This is a genomic window from Streptomyces sp. NPDC041200 (assembly GCF_055591805.1).
Window position 1 is genome coordinate 82358 of sequence record NZ_JBVIZF010000006.1, and the last position, 18705, is coordinate 101062.

The 18705-nt window shown below is 74.3% G+C and carries 1 protein-coding gene; it reads left to right on the forward strand.

The features are described 5' to 3' along the window. The first annotated feature begins 12 nt into the window (after positions 1 to 12). Complete coding sequence (locus ACZ6CL_RS17400) at positions 13 to 18702, forward strand: non-ribosomal peptide synthetase (protein ID WP_468936971.1); 18690 nt, start codon at positions 13 to 15, stop codon at positions 18700 to 18702. Positions 18703 to 18705: the final 3 nt, after the last annotated feature.

The window sequence follows — 18705 nt, forward strand, 5'->3', positions numbered from 1 at the left end:
GGCCGCACCGACATGATGGACCACTACGACAACGCATCGGGCCCGGCGTCCGCACCCCAGGACGCCCCGGGCCTGCCTCCCACGGCGTGGAACGCCACGTCCCGGGCCGCCTCCCGCGCACCGCTGGGTGAGCTGTTCGCGTCCTGGGCGTCCCGTACCGCCGGGGCCGCGGCGCTGGTGGCCGGGGACCGGACGTGGTCGTTCGGTGAGGTCGACGCCTGGGCGAACCGGCTGGCCCACCACCTCATCGGGCGCGGTGTGGGACCCGAGCGCGTGGTGGCCCTGGTCCTGCCGCGCTCGGCCGAACTGGTGGTGGCCGAGCTGGCCGTCGCCAAGGCCGGGGCCGCGTTCCTGCCGGTGGATCCCGCGCACCCCGAGGAGCGCCGGGCCATGATGCTGGCCGACGCCCGGCCGGTGGTGGTGCTCGACGATCCGGCGCACATCCGGGCCGTGACCGGCCCCGAGCACATGCCCGGCGAGGCGGATCTGCTGGGCCCGCTGCTGCCGGAGCATCCGGCGTACGTCATCTACACCTCCGGCTCCACCGGGGTGCCCAAGGGCGTGATGGTGCCGCACGCCGGGCTGGGCAACTTCTCCGCCGCGACGGCCGACCACTACCGGGTCCGGCCGGGCGACCGGGTGCTGCAGTTCTCCTCGCCGAGCTTCGACGCCTCCGTACTGGAGCTGTGCTCCTCCCTGCTCGCCGGGGCGGCGCTGGTGGTGCCCCCGGAGGGACCGCTGCTCGGTGCCGAACTGGCCGCCGTGCTGCGCGAACACCGGGTGACCCATGCCCTGATCCCCCCGGCGGCGCTGGCGACGGTGCCCGCGGAGGAACTGCACGACGGGCTGCCGGATTTCCGCACCCTGATCGTGGGTGCGGAGGCCTGCCCCGCGGGCCTGGTGGACCTGTGGGCGCCGGGCCGGCGGATGGTCAACTCGTACGGCCCGACCGAGGCCACCGTCGTGGCCACCTGGACGGACGCCCTGGAGGCGGGCTCCGGCAATCCGCCGATCGGCCGCCCGCTGCCCAACACCCGGGTGTTCGTGCTGGACGAGGCGATGCGGCCGGTGCCGGTGGGTGCCACCGGGGAGCTGTACATCAGCGGCGCGGGAGTGGCCCGGGGCTACCTCGACCGCCCGGGGCTGACCGCCGAGCGCTTCGTCGCGGCCCCCTTCGGGCCCCCCGGCGCCCGGATGTACCGCACCGGCGACCTGGCCCGCTGGAACGCCGACGGTGAGGTGGAGTTCCTGGGCCGGACCGACCACCAGGTCAAGGTCCGCGGCTTCCGTATCGAACTGGGGGAGATCGAGGCCGCGCTCGCCCGCCACCCGGATGTGCGGGCCGCGGTCGTCACCGTCCGGGAGGACGAGCCCGGACTGAAGCGGCTGGTCGCCTATGTGGTACCCACCAGCGGCGACAAGCGGCCGCAAGGGCCGGAGCTGCGGGCCGCGGCGGCCCGGCTGCTGCCCGCCCATATGGTGCCGTCCGCCTATGTCGTGCTGGACGCGTTCCCGCTCACCCCGCACCGCAAGATCGACCGGCAGGCGCTGCCCGCCCCGTCCCCCGCCGCGGAGGGGCACTCCCGCCACATCGCGCCGCGCACCCCCGCCGAGGCCGCCCTCGTCCACGTCTGGACCGAGGTGCTGCCGGTGGACACCGTGGGCGTCGAGGACGACTTCCTGGGTCTTGGCGGCGACTCCATCCTCGGCGTCCGGCTGCTGTCCCGGCTCCGGGCCGAGCTGGGCGTCGAGCTGACGCTGCGTGAGCTGCTGGACGCCCGGACCGTGGCGCGGCTGGCCGCCCGGCTGCCGGAGGAGGCCGCCGAGGCACCGGAGGCGCCGATCCCGCCCGCTCCCCGCGACCGGCCGCTGCCGTTGTCGGCCGCCCAGCGGCGGCTGTGGTTCCTGGACGACCTGACGTCCGGCGGCACCGAGTACAACACCGGGGCCGGGCTGCGGCTGAGCGGCCCGCTCGACCAGGACGCGCTGCGCCGCGCGCTCGGCACCCTGGCCGCCCGGCACGACGCGCTGCGCACCACCTTCGTCACCGTGGACGGGCACGGTGTGCAGCGCATCGCCGACCACGGGACCGTCCCGCTCGACCACGCCGACCTCGGCGGGCGGCCCGCGGCCGAGCGGGAGGCCGCCGTCGACCAGCTGCTGACCGACGAGTTGAACCGCCCGTACGACCTCGCCGAGGGCCCGCTGACCAGAGCGCTGCTCATCCGGCTCGCCGACGACGACCACGTCCTGCTGCTGGCCCAGCACCACATCGTCACCGACGGCTGGTCGGTCGGCCTCCTGGTGCGCGAACTGACCGCGCTGTACGGGGCGGAGGCCACCGGCACCGGACCGGACCTCGCCGAACCCGCCCTGCAGTACCCGGACTTCGCCGTCTGGGAGGAGAACTGCCCCGCCCCGCCCGGGCAGGACGCCGACCTCACGTACTGGCGGACCCGGCTCACCGGGATGCAGACCCTGGAGCTGCCCACCGACCGCCCCCGCCCCCCGGTGCGCACCACCGCCGGGGCGGTGCACCGGCGCGAACTGCCCGCCGATCTGGTGGCCGCCCTGGGCAGGCTCGGCAGGGAGCGGAACACCACGCTGTTCACCCTGCTCGCGTCGTCCGTCGCGGTCCTGTTCTCCCGCTACTCGGGCCAGCGGGACGTGGCCTTCGGCACCGTCACCAGCGGACGCCACCGCAAGGAGCTGGAGTCGGTCGCCGGGTTCTTCGTCAACACGCTGGTGCTGCGCGCCGACGTCGACGGGGACAGCACCGTCGAGCAGTTCGTGGACGCGATGCGCGAGACGGTACTGGACGCCTTCAGCCACGACCGGCTGCCGTTCGAGCGGGTCGTCGAGGAACTGGCCCCGAAGCGCGACGCCAGCCGCAACCCGCTGGTGCAGGCGCTGGTCGTCCAGCAGAACGCCATGGTGCCCGCCCGGGAGGCCGGGGGCGTACACATCGCCGAGCACTCCCTGCCGCGGCCCGCCGCGCGGTTCGACCTGGTGCTGGAGTTCCTGCCCCGGGACGACGGCTCGCTCGGCCTCACCGTCGAGTACAACTCCGATCTGTTCGACGCCCGGACGATGGAACAGATGGCCGGGCATCTGCTCCGGCTGCTGACCCGGATGGTGGCCGACCCCGGCAGCACCCTCATCGAGCTGCAGATGCTGAGCGACGCCGAGTGGCACAAGCTGCTCGACTCCTGGAACGGCACCGGGCAGGCCGCAACCGAGGCGACACTGCCCGAACTCTTCGCCGCGCAGGCCGCGCGACAGCCCCAGGCGACCGCCGTGACCTGCGGCGGGACCCGGCTCTCCTACGACGAGGTGAACCGGCGCGCCAACCAGCTCGCCCGGCTGCTGATCGACCGGGGCATCGGACCCGAGCGGCTGGTGGCGCTGGCCCTGCCGCGCTCGGCCGACCTCGTCGTCGTCCTGCTGGCGGCACTCAAGGCGGGCGCCGGATATCTGCCGGTGGACCCCGGCTACCCAGCCGAGCGCATCGCGTTCATGCTGGACGACGCCGCGCCCTCGACCATCCTCACCACCGGTGACATCGCGGGCGGCCTGCCCGGCGGAGTCGAGACGCTGGTGCTGGACGACCCCTCGGTCCGCGCCGGGCTGGAGCGGCGGGCGGACGGCGACATCACCGACGCCGAGCGCACCGGGCCACTGGACCGCGCCCACCCCGCGTACGTCATCTACACCTCCGGATCCACCGGCACGCCCAAGGGCGTGGTGGTCACCCACCAGAGCGTGGCGGGCCTGGCCGCCTGGGCCGGGGCCGAGCTGGGCCGGGAGCGGCTGACCGGGGTGGTGGCCTCCACCTCGCTCAACTTCGACGTGTCCGTGTTCGAGATCCTGTGCCCGCTGCTCGCGGGCGGCAGCATCGAGATCGTTCAGGATCTGCTGGCCCTCGCCGACCCCGCGAACCGGCCGCGCGCGACCGGGCTGATCAGCGGCGTTCCGTCGGTGTTCGCCCGGCTGCTGGGCGCGGACGCCGGGGAAGCGGAGGCCGGACACATCGACGCCGGGACCGTCGTCCTGGCGGGCGAGGCACTGCCCGCCCAGACCGTACGGGACATCCGGGCGGCGCTGCCCTCCTGCCGCATCGTCAACATGTACGGGCCGACCGAGGCGACCGTGTACGCCACCGCCTGGTTCTCCCCGGGCGACGACCCGCGGCAGGCGCCGCCCATCGGCAGGCCCGTCGCCGACACCCGCGCCTATGTCCTGGACCCGACGCTGCGCCTGGTGCCGCCCGGGGTGACCGGCGAGCTGTACCTCGGCGGCCAGGGCCTCGCGCGGGGCTACCTCAACCGGTCCGGGCTGACCTCCGACCGCTTTCTCGCGGACCCGTTCGGGACGCCGGGCAGCCGGATGTACCGCACCGGAGACCTGGTGCGCTGGGGCAGCGACGGCCAGCTGGAGTACATGGGCCGGGCCGACGACCAGGTGAAGATCCGCGGCTTCCGCATCGAACTCGGCGAGGTCGAGACGGCGTTGCTGCGCCACCCCGATGTCGCCGAGGCGGCCGCCGTCGCGAAGGAGACCGGCGGCCACAAGCGGCTGGTCGCCTACGTCGTGCCCGTGCCGGGCGCCACACCGGACCCGGCCGCGCTGCGCACGTTCCTCCAGGGCAGCCTGCCCGACTACATGGTGCCCGCCTCGGTCCTGGCGATGGAGCGGATGCCGCTCAACCCCAACGGCAAGCTGGACCGGAGCCGTCTCCCCGACCCGGACTGGGGGCAGGCGGCGGCGCCGGGCTACGTGGCGCCGCGCACCGCGACCGAGCGGACCCTCGCCGCGGTCTGGGCCCGGATCCTCCATGTGGAACGCATCGGGGTGGAGGACAACTTCTTCTCCCTCGGCGGCGACTCGATCCTCAGCATCCAGGTGGTCTCCCAGGCGCGGCAGGCCGGGCTCTCCGTCACCTCGCGCGATGTCTACCGCCACCAGACCATCGCCGCCCTCGCCCTGCACCTGGACAGCGCGGCCGCCCAGCCGCGGCCCGGCGCCGTGGCGGAAGCGGCCACCGGGGACCTGCCGCTGACGCCCATCCAGCACTGGCTGTTCGAGTCCGACCCCGAGCGGGCCGGACACTTCAATCAGACGATCTCCCTCGTCCTGCCCGAGGACGTGGACGAGGACGCGTTGCGCGGCGCCCTGGCGGCGGTCGTACGCCACCACGACGCCCTGCGCTCCCGCTTCCCCCGCGAGGACGGCGGCGACGGCCGCTACCAGCGGATCGACGACGACACCGCGATGGACCTGACGGGCCTGTCGGACCTGCCGCACCGCCACACCGGCGACGGCGAGCCCCACCTCGGTGGCTTCGACCTGACGGCCGGGCAGCTGCTGCGCGCGGTGCTGGAGGAGGGCGCCGCCGCCGGGGGGCGGCCGGTGCTCCACCTCACCGTGCACCACGCCGTGGTGGACGGGGTCTCCTGGCGCATCCTGCTGGAGGACCTGGACAGCGCCTACCGAGCGCTGGCCGGGGGCGCGGCGGCCGTGCTGCCCGCCGCGTCCTCCCCGCTGCGCCGGTGGGCCCGGCGGCTCAACGACCACGCGCGGGCCGGGGGGTTCGAGGCCGAGGCCGCGTACTGGACGGGCCTGGCCGGGGCTTGCGATCCGTCGCTGCCGCTGGACCTGGAGGGGGCGAACACCTATGCCTCGGCCCGGTCGGTCACCGTCACCCTCGACCAGGACGAGACCGCCGCCCTGCTCCAGACGCTGCCCGAGGTCTACCGGACGCAGGTCAACGATGTGCTGCTGAGCGCGCTGGCCCGGGTGCTGGGTCAGTGGACCGGGCGCACCAGTGTCCCGGTGGACCTGGAGGGCCACGGCCGCGAGGAGATCTTCGAGGAGGTGGATCTGTCCCGTACGGTCGGCTGGTTCACCACGCGCTTCCCGGTGGCGCTCGATCTTCCCGAGGGTGACTGGGGCGACGTCCTCAAGTCCGTCAAGGAACAGCTGCGGGCCGTGCCGCAGCGCGGTCTGGGGTACGGGGCGCTGGCCCATCTCGCCCGTACCGAGGGCCTTCCGGCCGGTCCCGCCGCCGGGATCAGCTTCAACTACCTCGGCCAGTTCGAGCTGCCGGGCGACGGCGACGGGCTCTTCCGCGGCCTCCACCGCGAACTGGCCCTGGACTCCGACCCGGAGGCGCTGCGGCCGCATCCTCTGGAGGTCGTCGGCCGGGTCGAGGACCAGACGCTCGCGTTCACCTGGTTCTACTCCGCGAACCTGCACACGGAGGAGACCGTCGGCAGGCTCGCCGGGGAGTTCCTGCGGGCCCTGCGCGCCATCGCGCGGCACGCCGCCGCGCCCGGCGCGGGCGGCCGCACCCCGTCCGACTTCCCGCTCGCCGCCCTCGACCAGGGCGCGGTGGACCGGCTGGTGGGGGACGGCAGCGGGGTGGAGGACATCTACCCGCTGACCCCCACCCAGGCGGGCATGCTGTTCCACGGGCTGTCCGAGGACGACCGGCGCGCCTATTTCCAGCAGCTGACCTTCGTCCTCGACGGGGTGCCCGACCCGCGGCGGCTGGCCGCGGCCTGGCAGCGGGTCGCCGACCGTACGCCGGTGCTGCGCAGTCGCGCCGAGTGGGACGGGGTGCCCGAGCCGGTGCAGGTGGTCGAGCGCGGGGCGCGGGTGCCGGTGACCCATCTCGACTGGCGGGGGCTGTCCGCGTCCGAGCGCCGGGAGGAGTCGCGGCGGTTCCTCGCCGAGGACCGGGAGCGGGGTCTCGACCTGGCCTCCGCGCCGCTGATGCGGCTGGCCCTCGCGCGGCTTTCCGACACCGAGGTCCAGGTGGTGTGGACGTTCCACCATCTGATCCTGGACGGCTGGAGCCTGTTCCAGGTGCTGTCCGACGTCTTCGCCTGCCATGCCTCCGGGGCGGGGGCCGCGCTGCCCAGCCGCCGTCCGTTCCGTGACTACGTGGCCTGGCTGCGGGACCGCGACTGGGCGGAGGCCGAGGAGCACTGGCGCTCGCGGCTCGGCGATCTGGCGGAGCCCACCCCGCTGCCCTTCGACCGCGAGCCCTCCGGGACCCATCACGCGGAGTCCACCGGCGAGGTGCGGGTCACGCTGCCCGCCGACGCGTCCGGGCGGCTGGCGGAGCTGGCCAGGGGCGCGGGGCTCACCATGAACACCCTGCTCCAGGGAGCCTGGACGCTGCTGCTCGCCCGGTACACGGGCCGCGAGGACATCGTCTTCGGGACCACGGTGTCCGGCCGTCCGCCGGAGCTGGCGGGTGTCGAGGCGATGACCGGGCTCTTCATCACGACCGTGCCGACCCGGCTGGAGGTGCCCGCCGACGGCACCCTGCTGTCGTGGCTGCGGGAGGTGCAGGAGCGGCAGACCGAGGACCGGCGGTTCGACTTCGTACCGCTGACCCGGCTGCGGTCCATGACCGGGCTCGCCGAGCGGGTGAACCTCTTCGACAGCATCGTGGTGTTCGAGAACTACCCGGTCGGCGGGGACCTCGCCGCCGCACACGGGCTTGCCCTGCGGGACCTCGAGGGCGTCGAGACGACGAACTACCCGCTGAGCCTGGTGGTCTACCCCGGTGAGGAGATGGCGCTGCGGCTCGGCTACGACCCGTCGCTGTTCGACGCCGCGACGATTGAGCGCATGGCCGAGTACCTGTCGGTGCTGCTGACGAACATGGCCACCGGCCCGGACCGGGCGCCCGCGTGCCTCCCCGTGCTCAGCGACGCCCGCCGCGCCCAGGTGCTCCGGGAGTGGAACGACACCACGACCCCGCTGCCCGAGGGCTCGGTGGCCGCGCTCTTCGCCGAGCAGGCGCTCCGTACGCCGGACGCGCCCGCGCTGGACGGCGACGGCGGCCCGGTGAGCTACCGGGAGCTGGACGCCCGCGCCAACCGGCTGGCCCACCGGCTCGCCGCGCTCGGGACCGGGCCGGAGCGGCCGGTTGCCGTCCTGATGGACCGGTCCGTGGAACTGGTGGTCGCCCAGCTGGCCATCGTCAAGGCGGGCGGGGTGTACGTACCGCTGGACACCCGCGCGCCCGGGGACCGGCTCCGGCTGGTGCTGGCCGAGGCGGCGGCGGACGTCCTGCTGACCGACCGGGCCTGGGAGCGGACCGCGGCGGACCTCGGGCACGACGGGCGGACGCTGCTGGTGGAGCCCGGCGCCGAGGGCGGCGAGGAGCCGTCGGGACCGCCCGCGGCAGAGGTCTTCCCCGACAACACCGCGTACCTGATGTTCACTTCGGGCTCCACCGGACGGCCCAAGGGCGTCGCGGTCCGGCACCGCGATGTGACCGCCCTCGTCCATGACCGCGCCTTCGCGGGCCACGACCGGGTGCTGGTGCACTCCCCCCAGGCGTTCGACGCCTCCACCTACGAGGTGTGGGTGCCGCTGCTGCGCGGCGGTACGGCGATCCTGGCACCGGTGGGCGACGTGGACGCGGACGCCGTACGCCACGCGATCACCCGCCACGGGGTGAGCTGCCTGTGGCTGACCGCCGGACTGTTCCGGCTGCTGGCGCAGGAGGCGCCGGACTGCCTGCGCGGCGCCCGGGAGGTGTGGACCGGCGGCGAGGCGGTGCCGCCCGGGGCGGTGCGCCGGGTGCTCGACGCCTGCCCGGAGCTGACGGTGGTCGACGGCTACGGGCCGACCGAGACCACGACGTTCGCCACCCGGCGCCCCTTCCGCGCCGGTGAGGAGCTGCCCGGGACCCTGCCCATCGGACGGCCGCTGGACAACACCCGTGCCTATGTCCTGGACGGCGCGCTCCAGCCGCAGCCGCCGGGTATCCCGGGCGAGTTGTACATCGCGGGCGCCGGGCTCGCCCGTGGTTACCGGGACCGGCCCGGTCCGACGGCCGAGCGCTATGTCGCCGACCCGTTCGGGCCACCCGGCTCGCGGATGTACCGCACCGGGGACCTGGTGTCCTGGACCGCCGACGGCGAACTCGCCTTCGTGGGCCGCTCGGACGACCAGATGAAGGTGCGGGGCTTCCGCATCGAACCGGGCGAGATCGAGGCCGCGCTCACCCGCCACCCGGACATCGCCGAGGCGGTCGTCGCCCTCGCGCGGGACGGGGAGCGGAAGCTGCTGGTCGCCTATCTGGTCCCGGCGCGCGGCGCCGCCGTGCCGGAGCCGGAGGAGCTGCGGTCCCATCTGGGCCAGGGACTGCCCGACTACATGGTGCCCTCGGTCTTCATCGCCCTGGCCGAACTGCCGCTCACCGGCAACGGCAAGGTGGACCGCCGCCGCCTCCCGGCACCCGACTGGGCGGCGGCCACGGCGGGCGCGGAGTACGTGGCGCCCCGCACCGACGCCGAACGGATCCTCGCGGAGATCATGGCTCCGCTGCTGGGCCGGGAGCGGATCGGCGTCGAGGACAACTTCTTTATGCTCGGCGGGGACTCGATCCTCAGCATCCAGGTCGCCTCGCGCGCCCGGCAGGCGGGTCTGTCGGTGACGCCCAGGGAACTCTTCAAGCACCCCACCATCGCCGCGCTCGCCACCGTCGCCGCCGCCGCCTCCGCCCGGCCCGCCGCCGACACGGGGCCGGTGAGCGGCGAGGTGCCGCTCACCCCGATCCAGCACTGGTTCCTCGGTACGGACAGCCCCCGGCCCGAGCACTTCAACCAGTCCGTCGTGCTCGAACTCGACCGGGACCCGGACCCCGGGGCGCTCCGGCAGGCCCTGCGGGCGCTCCTGGTCCACCATGACGCGCTGCGGACGCGCTACGAGCGCCGTGCGGACGGCACCGTACGGCAGTACTGCCCGCCGCCGGACGAGACCGGCCAGGACCCGCTGCGCGAGGTGGACCTGTCAGGGCTCGGGGAGGACGAGCGGCGGGCCGCCGAGGAGGCGGCCATGGCCGAGGCGAACGCCGGTTTCGTCCTGGACCAAGGCCCGCTGCTGGCAGCCCGGCTGCTGCGCCCGGGCCCCGGGGAGCGGCCGTCGCTCTTCCTGACCGTGCACCACCTGGTGGTCGACGGGGTCTCCTGGCGCGTGCTGCTGGAGGACCTGGAGACCGCCTACCGCCAGCTGCTCGGCGGCGGTCCCGCCGATCTCGGCGCGCGCACCACCTCCGTACGGGACTGGTCCCGGAGGCTCACCGAGCACACCGCGGCCGGTGGCTTCGACGCCGAACTCCCCCACTGGCAGGCGGTGGCCGCGGACTGCGCCGCCGGGATTCCGGTGGATCCGCGAGGGGACGGCGAGGGCGGCAACACCGTCGCGGCCATGCGGTCGGTCACCGTGACGCTGGACCGGGAGCGGACCACCGCGCTGCTCCAGCAGGTGCCCGAGGTCTACCGCACCCGCGTGGACGATGTGCTGCTGTCGGCGCTGGGGCGGGTGCTGGCCGAGTGGACCGGGCGGCGGCGGGTCGCCGTCGACCTGGAGGGGCACGGCCGCGAGGAACACCTGCTGGACGGGGTGGACCTGTCCCGCACCGTCGGCTGGTTCACCACCATGTTCCCGGTCGCCCTGGACATTCCCGGCGACGGTCCGGGGGGCGGCTGGGGCGAGACGCTCAAGTCCGTCAAGGAGCAGTTGCGCGCGGTGCCCGCCCAGGGCATCGGCTACGGCGCGCTGCGCCATCTGGCCCCGGGCTCGCCGCTCGCGGACGCGGCGGAGCCCCGGATCAGCTTCAACTACCTCGGCCAGTTCGACTGGTCGGACACCGGCGGATCCACCGGCGACGACGCCCTGGTCCGTACCGTGCGGGGCGGCCTGGGCGGTGACGCGGCGCCGGAGTCGGCGCGGGCGCATCTGCTGGACGTCGTGGGCCGGGTCGAGCGGCGGTGCCTGGAGATCACCTGGTACTACGGCTCCGGGACGCACTCCGAGGAGACGGTGTCCCGGCTGGCCCAGGAGATGCTGCGCGCCCTGGAGGCCATCGTCGCGCACTGCGCCGACCCCGCCGCGGGCGGCCGCACCCCCTCGGACTTCCCGCTGGCCCGGCTGGACCAGGCCGCGGTGGACCGGGTGGCCGCCGACGGGCGGTCGGTGGAGGACCTCTACCCGCTGACCCCGATGCAGGCCGGGATGCTGTTCCACAGCCTCGTCGACCCGGCGTCCGACGCCTATTTCAATCAGGTGCAGCTGAGGCTCACCGGGGTGACGGACCCGCAGGCGCTGGCCACGGCGTGGCAGCGGACCACGGACGCCAACCCGATCCTGCGCACCCACCTGGTCTGGGCGGACACCCCGGAGCCGCTCCAGGTCGTCCGGCGCCGGGCCACCCTGCGGATCGCTCACCACGACTGGACCGGACGGTCCGACGCGTGGCGCGAGACGGAGCTGAGCAGGCTGCTCGCCGACGACCGGGCCGAGGGCATCGACCTCGGCAGCGCACCGCTGACCCGGCTGGCCCTGATCCGGCTGTCGGCCGACGAGGTGCGGCTGATCTGGACGTTCCACCATGTGCTGCTCGACGGCTGGAGCGCGGCGCAGGTCTTCGACGAGGTGTGCGAGCGGTACGCGGCGCTCACCACCGGGCGCGGCGCCGTCGTACCGGCCCGGCGGCCCTTCCGGGAGTACCTGGGCTGGCTCGGTGAGCAGGACACGGCGGAGGCCGAGCGGTTCTGGCGCGACGCGCTCGCGGGCTTCACCGCCCCGACCGAACTGCCCCGCGACCGGCCGGCGGCCGAGGCGCACCGTACGGCGTCCTCGGGCACCTACCGGGTCGCCCTCGGCGCCGAGGAGTCGGCGCGGCTGCGTCAGGTCGCCCAGCGGGGCGGGCTGACCATGAACACGGTGGTGCAGGGCGCCTGGGGGCTGCTGCTGTCCCGCTACAGCGGGGCGGACGACGTGGCGTTCGGGACGACCGTCTCGGGCCGCCCGGCCGCGCTGCCGGGTGTCGAGTCGATGGTCGGCGTCTTCATCAACACCATCCCCACCCGGGTCCGGGTGAACGGCCGGAGCCCGCTGATGAGCTGGCTGCGGGAACTCCAGACGGCGCAGTCGGAGTCACGGCGCTTCGAGTTCGTGTCCCTGGCGCAGCTGCAGAGCTGGAGCGAGGTGCCCGGTGGCGTCAGCCTCTTCGACAGCATCGTGGTCTTCGAGAACTACCCCTTCGACAGCGAGGCCATCGCCGCCCACGGCCTGCGCATCCATCAGGAGCGGGATCTCGAACCGACGAACTACGCGCTCAGCGTCGTGGTGGCGCCCGAGGAGCGGCTGACGATCTCGCTGGACTACGACCCGGCCGCCTTCGACGCCGCCACGGTCGAGCGGCTGGGCGGGTGCCTGCACGGGCTGCTGGCCCAGATGGCGGCCGATCCGGAACGGCGGCTGGAGGAACTGCCGCTGATCGGCGAGCCCGAAACCCGCAGGATCCTGGACCAGTTCAGCGGCCGTGTCTGCCCGGCGCCGCGCGCGGTCCTGCCGGAGCTGTTCGAGGCGCAGGCCGCCCGTACGCCGGACGCGGTGGCCGTGCGGGGAGCGGGGACGCGGCTGACCTACCGGGAGCTGAACGAGCGCGCCAACCGGCTCGCCCGGCTGCTGATCGGCGCGGGAGCAGGTCCCGAACGCTTCGTGGCCCTGTCGCTGCCGCGCACACCGGAGCTGGTGGTGGCGGTGCTGGCGGTGCTCAAGAGCGGCGCCGGATATCTCCCGGTCGACCCCGCCTACCCGGCGGAGCGCATCGCGTACCTGATCGCCGACATCGCCCCGGACATCGTCCTGACCACCGGGGAGACGGCTCCCCGGATCCCGGACGGACCGGGCCACCGGATCCTGCTGGACGACGCGGAGTCGGGGCGGGCGCTGGCAGGCCTGGGCGCGGGGGACGTCGGTGACGCCGAGCGCGCCGCCCCGCTGGTGCCCGGCCATCCGGCCTATGTCATCCACACCTCCGGGTCGACCGGGACGCCCAAGGGCGTCGTGGCCACGCATCAGGGTGTGGCGGCGCTGGCCGCCTGGGCCGGAGAGGAGTTCGGCGCGGACGGGCTGTCCCATGTCGTGGCGTCGACCTCGCTCAACTTCGACGTGTCGGTCTTCGAGATCATCTGCCCGCTGCTGACCGGCGGTTCGCTGGAGATCGTCCGCGATCTGCTCACCCTGGCCGAGCGCGCCGAGCCGTGGACGGCGTCCCTGATCAGCGCCGTGCCCTCGGCTCTCGGGCAGGTGCTCGGCAAGGGCGGCGTCTCCGTCACGGCCGACGCCGTGGTGCTGGCGGGCGAGGGGCTCGCGGCCCGTACCGTCCAGGAGGTCCGTACGGCCATCCCGGGCTGCCGGGTGGCCAATATCTACGGACCCACCGAGGCCACCGTCTACGCCACCGCCTGGCACTGCGACCCCGCCGACCCCGGCCGCACCCCGCCGATCGGCTCCCCCATCGCCGCCACCCGGGCGTACGCGCTGGACGCGCGGCTGCGGCCGGTGCCGGTCGGGGTGCCCGGCGAGCTGTACCTGGCCGGAGCGGGCCTGGCCCGCGGGTACTTCGGCCGCCCCGGGCTGACCGCGGACCGCTTCACGGCCGATCCGTTCGGCCCCGCGGGCAGCCGGATGTACCGCACGGGCGACCTGGTGCGGTGGGACGCGGACGGGCAGCTGGAGTACCTCGGCAGGACCGACGACCAGGTCAAGGTGCGGGGTTTCCGCATCGAGCTGGGCGAGGTGGAGGCCGCGCTGGCGCGCCACCCGGAGGTCGCCGAGGCGGCCGCGGCCGTCATCGAGACCTCGGGCCACAAGCGGCTGGTCGGTTACGTCGTCCCGGCCCACGGGACCGGGACCGTCGACGCCGCGGCGATGCGCGCGTTCCTCGCCACGAGCGTGCCGGACCACATGGTGCCCGCGGCCGTCGTCACCCTGGAGCGGCTGCCGCTGAACCCCAGCGGCAAACTCGACCGGCGCGCGCTCCCCGCCCCGGACTGGGCCGCCCCGGCCACCGGTCATGTGCCGCCCCGTACGGAGACCGAGAAGGCCCTCGCCGGGATCTGGGCCGAGGTGCTGGGAGTGGAGCGGGTCGGCGTCGACGACAACTACTTCACGCTCGGCGGCGACTCCATCCTCAGCATCCAGATCGTCTCCTCGGCCCGTCGCGCGGGCATCGAGCTGACCCCGCGCCATCTGTTCGTCCACCAGACCGTCGCGGACCTGGCCGCAGCCGCGCGGGACGTCCCCGCCACGGCCGTCGCGGCCGAACAGGGGCCGGTCGTCGGCGAAGTGCCGCTCACCCCGGTCCAGCACTGGCTGTTCGACACCCTCCCGGATACCCCCGGCCACTTCACCCAGTCGGTGTCCGCCGAGCTGACCGGGCCGGTGGACGAGCCCGCGCTGCGCGCCGCGCTGGACACCCTGGTCGACCACCACGACGCGCTGCGGCTGCGGTACGAGACCACCGAGCACACGCAGCACGGCAACTGGCAGCAGCACAGCGTCCCGCCGGGCGGCACCGCGCCGGTGCTCGACGTCCACGACCTGTCCGCCACCGACCCCGCGCTGCGGGAGGAGGCGATGCGGGAGGCGACGCGACGGATACGGGCCGGATTCGACCTGGCCCAGGGCCCGTTGTTCAAGGCCGTGCTGTTCGTCCCCGGCGACGGGGAGCGGCCGGTGCTCAGCCTGATCGCCCACCATCTGGTCGTGGACGCGGTCTCCTGGCGGATCCTGCTGGAAGACCTGGACACCGCCTACCGGCTGATCAGCGACGGGCAGCCGGGGCGTCTGGGCCGGAAGACCACCTCGTTCCGTGCGTGGTCGCGGCAGTTGAGCGAACACACCGTCGCCGGGGGCTTCGACGCGGAGCGCGACCACTGGACCGCCGCACTCGGCTGCCCGGACCTCCCCACGGACGGCGAGGGGCCGAACACCGCCGCCAGCGAGGAGACGGTGACGGTCCGGCTCGGCGCCGAGGAGACCCGGGTCCTGCTCCAGGACGTGCCGGGCGCCTATCTGACCCGGATCAACGACGTCCTGCTGTGCGCGCTGGGCCGGGTGCTCGGCCGCTGGACCGGCCAGGACGAGGTGCTGGTCGCCCTGGAGGGACACGGCCGCGAGGAGATCTTCGACGGTGTCGATCTCTCCCGTACGGTCGGCTGGTTCACCAGCATGTTCCCCGTCGCGCTGGACGGCGGCGCCGGAACCGGCCTCGAGGAGGCGCTGAAGACCGTCAAGGAGCGGCTGCGGGCCGTCCCCGGGAACGGGCTGAGCTACGGGGCGCTGCGCCATCTCGCCCCGGACGCGCCGCTCGCGGACGCGGCGGGGCCGCAGATCAGCTTCAACTACCTGGGCCAGCTCGACTGGGAGCTGCCCGGTGACGGTCTGCTGCACGCCCTGCGCAGCGGGCTGGAGGGCGATATGAGCCCGGAGGCGCCCCGGCCGCATCTCCTCGACGTGGTCGGCCGGGTGGAGCACAAGAAGCTCGAACTGACCTGGTCCTACTCCCGGGACCGGCACCATCGCGACACGGTGCTCCGGCTCGCCGAGGAGACCCTGCGCGAGCTGCGCGCGATCATGCGGCTGTGCACCGAGCCGGAGGCGGGCGGACGCACGCCCTCGGACTTCCCGCTGGCCGCCCTGGACCAGGCGACCGTCGACCGGCTGGCGGGCGACGGCCGCGATGTGGCCGACATCTATCCGCTAACGCCCACCCAGAACGGCCTGGTCTTCCACGGGCTGGCCCAGCGCGGCCAGGGGCTCTACGTGGAGCAGGCGAGCTTCATCCTGGACGGGGTCAGGGACTCCCGGGTCCTCGCCGCCGCCTGGCAGCACGTCGTCGACCGCACCCCGGTGCTGCGCAGCGAAGTGGTGGTCCAGGAGGTGCCCGAGCCGCTGCAGATCGTGCGCCGCAGCGCGGCCGTACCGGTCGAGGAGCTGGACTGGAGCGGTTTCACGGAGGACGAGCGCCGGGCCGCGCTGGAGCGGCTGCTCGACGAGGACCGCGCCCGGGGGCTCGACCTCGGCGCGGCGCCGCTGCTGCGCCTCACCCTGGCCCGGCTCTCCCCGACCGAGGTACAGGTGCTGTGGACCTTCCACCATGTGCTGCTCGACGGCTGGAGCGTCTTCCAGGTGCTGACGGACGTCTTCGCGGCCCATGGCGCCCTGGCCGCGGGTGAACAGCCGCGGCTCCAGGCCCGCAGGCCGTTCGCGGACTATGTCGCATGGCTCGGCCGCCAGGACCGCGCGCAGGCCGAAGCGCACTGGCGCCGGACGCTTGCCGGGTTCACCGCACCCACCCCCCTCCCCTACGACCGCAAGCCAACGGCGGACGCCGCCACCCGGTCCTCGCGGTGGCTGTCGCAGCGGCTCGGTGAGCAGGAGACCGCAGCCCTGGAGGACTTCGCCCGGCGGCACCGGCTCACTCTCAATACGATCGTCCAGGGCGCTTGGGGCTTGCTCGTATCTCGCTTGAGCGGAGACTCGGACGTCTGCTTCGGGGCGACCGTCTCAGGACGGCCGACCGAACTTCCCGGCGCCGACAGCATCACCGGCATCTTCATCAACACCCTGCCGGTGCGGCTCGCCGTGAACGGCGCCGCCGCCACGGTCGACTGGCTGCGCGGCCTCCAGGCCGACCAGGCGGACGCGCGCGGCTTCGGCCACGTCCCGCTCGCCCGGCTCCAGGGCTGGAGCGACGTGCCGGGCGGCGCGGACCTCTTCGAGAGCCTGGTGGTGTTCGAGAACTACCCGATCAACAGCTCCGCGGCCGCCGAACACGGGCTGCGGGTGCGGGAACTCCAGGCCCTGGAGAGCACCAACTACGCGCTGACCGTGGTCGTCTCGCCCGGCTCCGAGCTGTCCGTCGAACTCGGCTACGACCCCCGGCACTTCGAGGAGTCCACCGCCGAGGGGCTGGCCGCCCAGCTGACGCAGGTCCTCGGCGCCCTCGCCGCCGCCCCCGACGACCTGCCGCTGGACCGGATCGACACCCTGCCCGCCACGATGCGCAAGCGCCTCCTGGAGGACTGGAACGACACCGGCCGGCCCGCCGCGCAGACGACCCTGGCGCGGCTCTTCGAGGCCGCCGCGGACCGCCGTCCCGACGCGCCCGCGGTCCTTTCCCCCGGCGTACAGCTGACCTACGCGGAGCTGGACACCCGGGCCAACCGCCTCGCCCACCGGCTCATCGCCCAGGGCGTGGGCCCCGGGCGGATCGTGGCCCTGGTGCTGCCCCGGTCGGTGGAGATCGTCGTCGCCCAGCTCGCGGTGGCCAAGGCGGGCGGCGCCCATCTGCCCGTCGACCCCGGCTATCCCGCCGAGCGCATCGCCCGGATGCTGGAGGACGCCGCCCCGCACCTCACCCTCGACAGCCTCGGCGAGGCCGAGACGGCCGGGGCTTCCGGTGAGCCCGCGCACCGGCCCACCGACCGGGACCGGTCGCGCCCCGTCGACCCCGACGACCCGGCCTATGTGATCTACACGTCCGGGTCCACCGGTACCCCCAAGGGAGTGGTCGTCACCCAGCGCGGGATCGGGAACTTCGCCGCCGCCGAGGCCGAGCACTACGAGGTGCGGGAGGGCGACCGCGTCCTGCAGTTCGCCTCGCCCAGCTTCGACGCCTCCGTCCTGGAGCTGTGCATGGCGCTGCCGCACGGTGCCGCACTGGTGGTGCCGGAGCCCGGGCCGCTGCTGGGCGAGCACCTGGCGCGCGTCCTGCGCGAGCAGCGCGTCACCCACACCCTCATCCCGCCCGCCGCACTGGCCACGCTGCCCGACGGGACCGAGAAGGAGCTGCCCGAGCTGCGCACGCTGATCGTGGGCGGGGACGCCTGCGGTCCGGAGCTGACGACCCGGTGGGCCCCGCACCACCGCATGATCAACTCATACGGGCCCACCGAGGCCACCGTGGTCGCCACCTGGTCCGATCCGCTCATCGCGGACGGCGCCCCACCGCCGATCGGGCGGCCCGTCCCCAACACCCGGGTCCGGCTGCTCGACGCGCGGCTGCGCCCGGTGCCCCCGGGGGTGCCCGGCGAGCTGTGGATCAGCGGCCCGTCGCTGGCCCGCGGCTATCTGAACCGCCCCGGGCTGACCGCGTCCCGCTTCCTCGCGGACCCCTTCGGGCCCGCCGGGTCCCGGATGTACCGCACCGGCGACCTCGCCCGCTACGACGCCGAGGGCCGCATCCACCACCTGGGCCGCACCGACCACCAGATCAAGCTGCACGGCTACCGCATCGAGGCCGGTGAGGTGGAGACCGCCCTGGTCAATCACCCCTCGGTCGCGGAGGCCGTGGTGACGGTCCGGGAGGACGAGCCCGGCGTCCGCAGGCTGGTGGCCCACCTGGTGCCCGCCCCCGGCGCCACCGCCCCGGCCGACGCCGAGCTGCGCGCCGAGCTGGGCCGTACCCTGCCCGGCTACATGGTGCCGTCGGCGTTCGCCGTCCTGGAGCGCCTCCCGCTCACCGAGAACGGCAAGACGGACCGCGCGGCGCTGCCCGCGCCCGGCCCCGCCACCGCGGCCCCGGCCGCGGGCCACATCGAGCCGAGGACCCCCACCGAGGAGGTCATCGCGGAGATCTGGTCCGAGGTGCTGGGAGTGGAACCGGTCGGCGCCGAGGACGACTTCTTCGCCCTGGGCGGTGACTCCGTCCGCAGTCTGCTGATCGCCTCCCGCGCGGGTGAGGCCTTCGGCCTCGACCTGACGCCACGGGACATCATGACCGCCCACACGGTCTCCGCCCTCGCCGAGCTGGTCGAGGAATACATCCTGCGCGAACTCGAAGACGCCGCTTCCGGCGGCAGCGACCACGACGAACGGTGAGGA